Origin of the sequence: Mesorhizobium sp. M5C.F.Ca.IN.020.32.2.1 (assembly GCF_004023105.1) — a bacterium.
In the GTDB taxonomy this organism is placed as follows: Bacteria; Pseudomonadota; Alphaproteobacteria; order Rhizobiales; family Rhizobiaceae; genus Mesorhizobium; species Mesorhizobium wenxiniae.
Genome location: NZ_RZSX01000668.1, coordinates 1 through 3,641 on the forward strand (window position 1 = coordinate 1; position 3,641 = coordinate 3,641).

3 protein-coding genes are annotated in these 3,641 nt (G+C 61.7%); all 3 read left to right on the top strand.

All coding sequences use genetic code 11. From position 1 onward, the window contains the following. Window positions 1–1,761 (top strand): PBP1A family penicillin-binding protein (locus EOA86_RS26620; protein ID WP_128344417.1); only part of this gene is annotated, 1,761 nt, incomplete at its 5' end. 113 nt (window positions 1,762–1,874) lie between these two features. Next, window positions 1,875–2,459, top strand: a complete 585-nt coding sequence (locus EOA86_RS26625; RefSeq protein WP_128344419.1) for a DUF1214 domain-containing protein — start codon at window positions 1,875–1,877, stop codon at window positions 2,457–2,459. Further along, the gene (locus tag EOA86_RS26630; protein ID WP_128344420.1) at window positions 2,452–3,000 is read left to right on the top strand and encodes a DUF1254 domain-containing protein; all 549 of its coding nucleotides are present in this window, start codon (window positions 2,452–2,454) and stop codon (window positions 2,998–3,000) included. The genes EOA86_RS26625 and EOA86_RS26630 overlap by 8 nt, the downstream gene beginning before the upstream one ends. Window positions 3,001–3,641: the final 641 nt, after the last annotated feature.

Genomic DNA, 3,641 nt, shown 5'->3' on the forward strand with positions numbered 1-3,641 from the left:
GTGCTGGCCACCGAGGATCGGCGTTTCTTCGATCACCACGGCATTGATGCGCTCGGCCTTTCGCGCGCGATCTTCGCGAATGTGCGGGCGAATTCCGTGGTGCAGGGCGGCTCGAGCATCACCCAGCAGCTCGCCAAGAACCTGTTCCTGACCAATGAACGGACGCTGGAGCGCAAGGTCAAGGAAGCCTTCCTGTCGCTGTGGCTTGAGGCCAATCTGTCGAAGAAGGAGATCCTGCAGCTCTATCTCGACCGCGTCTATATGGGCGGCGGCACCTTTGGCATCGAAGCGGCCGCCGATTTCTATTTTGGCAAAAGCGTCAAGGATCTGAACCTCGCCGAAGCAGCTATGCTGGCCGGCCTGTTCAAGGCACCGACCAAATATGCGCCGCATATCAACCTGCCTGCTGCCAGGGCGCGGGCCAATGTGGTGCTGTCCAATCTAGTCGAGGCAGGCTTCATGAGCGAGGGTCAGGTGCTGCAGGCGCGGCTGCATCCGGCCGAAATCGTCGACCGCGGCGAGCAGAAGAGCCCGGATTACTACCTCGACTGGGCATTCGAAGAGGTCAAGAAGATCGCGGCGAAGTCCGGCCAGCATTCGCTGGTCGCTCACACCACTTTCGATGCCAATATCCAGAAGGCGGCGGAAGAATCGATGGAGTTCCATCTCCGCCAGTTCGGCAAGGAATACAACGTCACCGAAGGCGCCATGGTCGTCATCGAAACCAACGGCGCAGTCAGGGCGATCGTCGGCGGCCGCGACTACGGTGCCAGCCAGTTCAACCGCGCAACCAAGGCGCTGCGCCAGAGCGGCTCATCGTTCAAACCTTATGTCTATGCGACGGCGATGGAGCACGGCTTCACGCCGGACTCCGTCGTTTCCGGCGGGCCAATCTCCTGGGGCGGCTGGTCGCCTCACAATTACAATGGCGGATCGGCCGGCAATGTCACGCTGATCACGGCGATGGCCAAATCGATCAACACCGTGCCGGTGCGGCTGGCCAAGAATCATCTCGGTATCAAGCCGATCAAGGCGATGGCGGAAGCCATGGGCGTCGAATCGCCGCTCGAATCGCACAAGACGATGGTGCTCGGCACATCGGGCATGACCGTGATGGACCAGGCGACAGGCTATAGCGTGTTCGCCCAGAACGGCTTTGTCGGCTCTCGGCATGGCGTCACCCAGCTGGTTACTCGTACCGGCGAGGTGGTTTACGATTTCGCCAAGGATGCGCCGCCGCCGCACCGTGTGCTCTCGGAACAGGCGCTGAAATATATGAACACCATGCTGGCGGCGGTGCCGGTGATGGGTACGGCGCGGCGCGCTGCCCTTCCCAATATCGTTTCGGCCGGCAAGACCGGCACCACGCAGTCTTACCGCGACGCCTGGTATGTCGGCTTCACCGGCAACTACACGGCTGCCGTGTGGCTCGGCAATGACGACTTCACCACGACCAACAACATGACCGGCGGCTCGCTGCCGGCGATGGTTTGGCAGCGGCTGATGGTCTATGCGCACCAGAATATCGACCTCAAGCCGATCCCCGGTCTCGATCATCCCTTCGTCGACGAGGAGATCGCCGCCAAGGCCGAGGAAGCGGAAAAGAAGGATGCCGAGCAGGCAGCGGCCGACGCCGCCGCCGAGCGCCCGCCGGTGCTGTCTAGCCAAACCACGCGGGCGCTCAGGGACATCACAAGATTGTTCCAGTCCGCGCCCGTCCTCCAGGCGCCTGCGACGCCGGAGACCCTGTCGACGCTTTGATGCCGGCACACGGGCCAGGCCACCCTCGCGCCGGCAATTCCACAGAGGTCCGCTTGCCATGGCCCCCTCCCCCGCGATATCCCCGAGCGCACTCCTCTTTCCCGCGGCTCTTCATGCTCAAGAACGCATTCCTGACGCTCCTGGCGCTTGCCATAGCCATCGGCGGCGGCGGCGGTAGCGTCTGGTACGCTCTCAAGACGCAGGATGGCATCGGCGCGATCAGGATCGGCCCATGGACGGCGTTCCCCGATATCGGCACGCGGGCGGCGGATCCTTATTCGAAAGCGCGCGTGGCGCGCGAGGGTGTCCTTGCACTCGGGCAGACAGAAGGCCTGTCCTTTATCGCCGAACGCGATTCCGGCGGCGAACAATTGAAACGCCAATGCGCCTATGAGATCGAAGGCGGATTTCCCACAGCCCGGTTCTGGACCCTCTATGCCGCCGATGAATCGCTCGGCGTGATCGAGACCGGAAAACCAAGGCTTGCGGCACTTCAATCCTACCAGGTGCTGCGCCAGCCCGACAATTCGGTGGCGATTTCCGTCAGCAACCGCCCCGCACCAGGCAACTGGCTGCTTTCCGACGGCTTCGGCCGGATGTATTTCGTGTTGACATTTTACGACACGCCGGTCGCCAGCAGCACGGGTCTTTCGGATATCACGTTGCCGCAGATCCTGAAGGTCGGCTGCAATGCGTAGGCTGCTACACGCGATCCTGCTCGGCCTGCTTGGCGCCGGTATCGTGCACATCGTCGTGCTGCTGCTCGTTCCGGAATTTTCCGAACGTGATGCGTGGTCGCGGCTGGCCATGGCATCGGACCTCTATAAGATGACCAGGCTGGATGCAGAGGCCGGCGGGACGCCGGTGGTGAAATCCGTCGATCCGCTGTTTTATGCTGCGGCTTGCCGGTTCGATCTGTCCGAAGGGATGGTTCGGGTGAAGGCACCGGGAAACGTCCCGTTCTGGTCCGTATCGGTCTATGACCGCAGCGGACATAACATCTATTCCTTCAACGACCATAGTGCGACCGGAAGGGTGCTGGACAGTATCGTACTGACGCCGGCCCAGATGATCGAGATCCGCAAGGATCTCCCGGAGGAATTGCAAGGAGCAATCTTCGTCGAGGCGCCCATCGACGAAGGCATGTTCGTCATCCGCTCGTTCGTGCCCGATGACAGCTGGAAGCCGATCGTGTCGCGGTTTCTCGAGCGGAGTTCCTGCGAACTGCAGGGCTACTGACGTCAACCGAAGTATGCGGCGGCCGGTTTCCAGCCTGCAGCGATTCAAAGCTAGAGCCTCCTGTACGCGCCGAACAGGGCGCGCGGCGCGCTTTCAAAGTGTTAGAGCATCCTTTGCGCGTCGGACCGGGCCGCGGCGCTCATTCAAAGTCTTCCTTTGCGCGCGCCCAGCAGGGCGCGCGGGCTCTAATGATGCGGAACAGGCATCCTCTCCGACGACCCCGGCATCGTCCTTGACGAGCCCGGCTTGTCCGGACCGGCGCCTGGCCGCGTTTCGCCCGTCCGTGGCTCGTAGCGGACGCCAGGGAAAATGATCACCGCTGCCGGCGTTCCGGTGTTTCGTTCTGCTCGATTGGTTGCCGCCGTTCGCGGCACGAAAGTCAGTACCATGCCCATGGTTCGTGCATTCCTCTCGGTTGCCCCGGAGCACAACGCAACGCCTCCAATCTGATTAAGGACGGCAGTAGGTTAACGGAACGCTAACGGATCGCCGCTAATTTGATGTTTGTTCTGAGGTCAGGAATTCTTGACCCGAGGCAAATGCGAAACCGACACAGTCCCGGTCGAGCATGGTCCAGATTGTGTCGAGTATCGGGCGTATCCTTCGTGTCAGCTTCGGATTTCAGGCAAATCGCTATACGG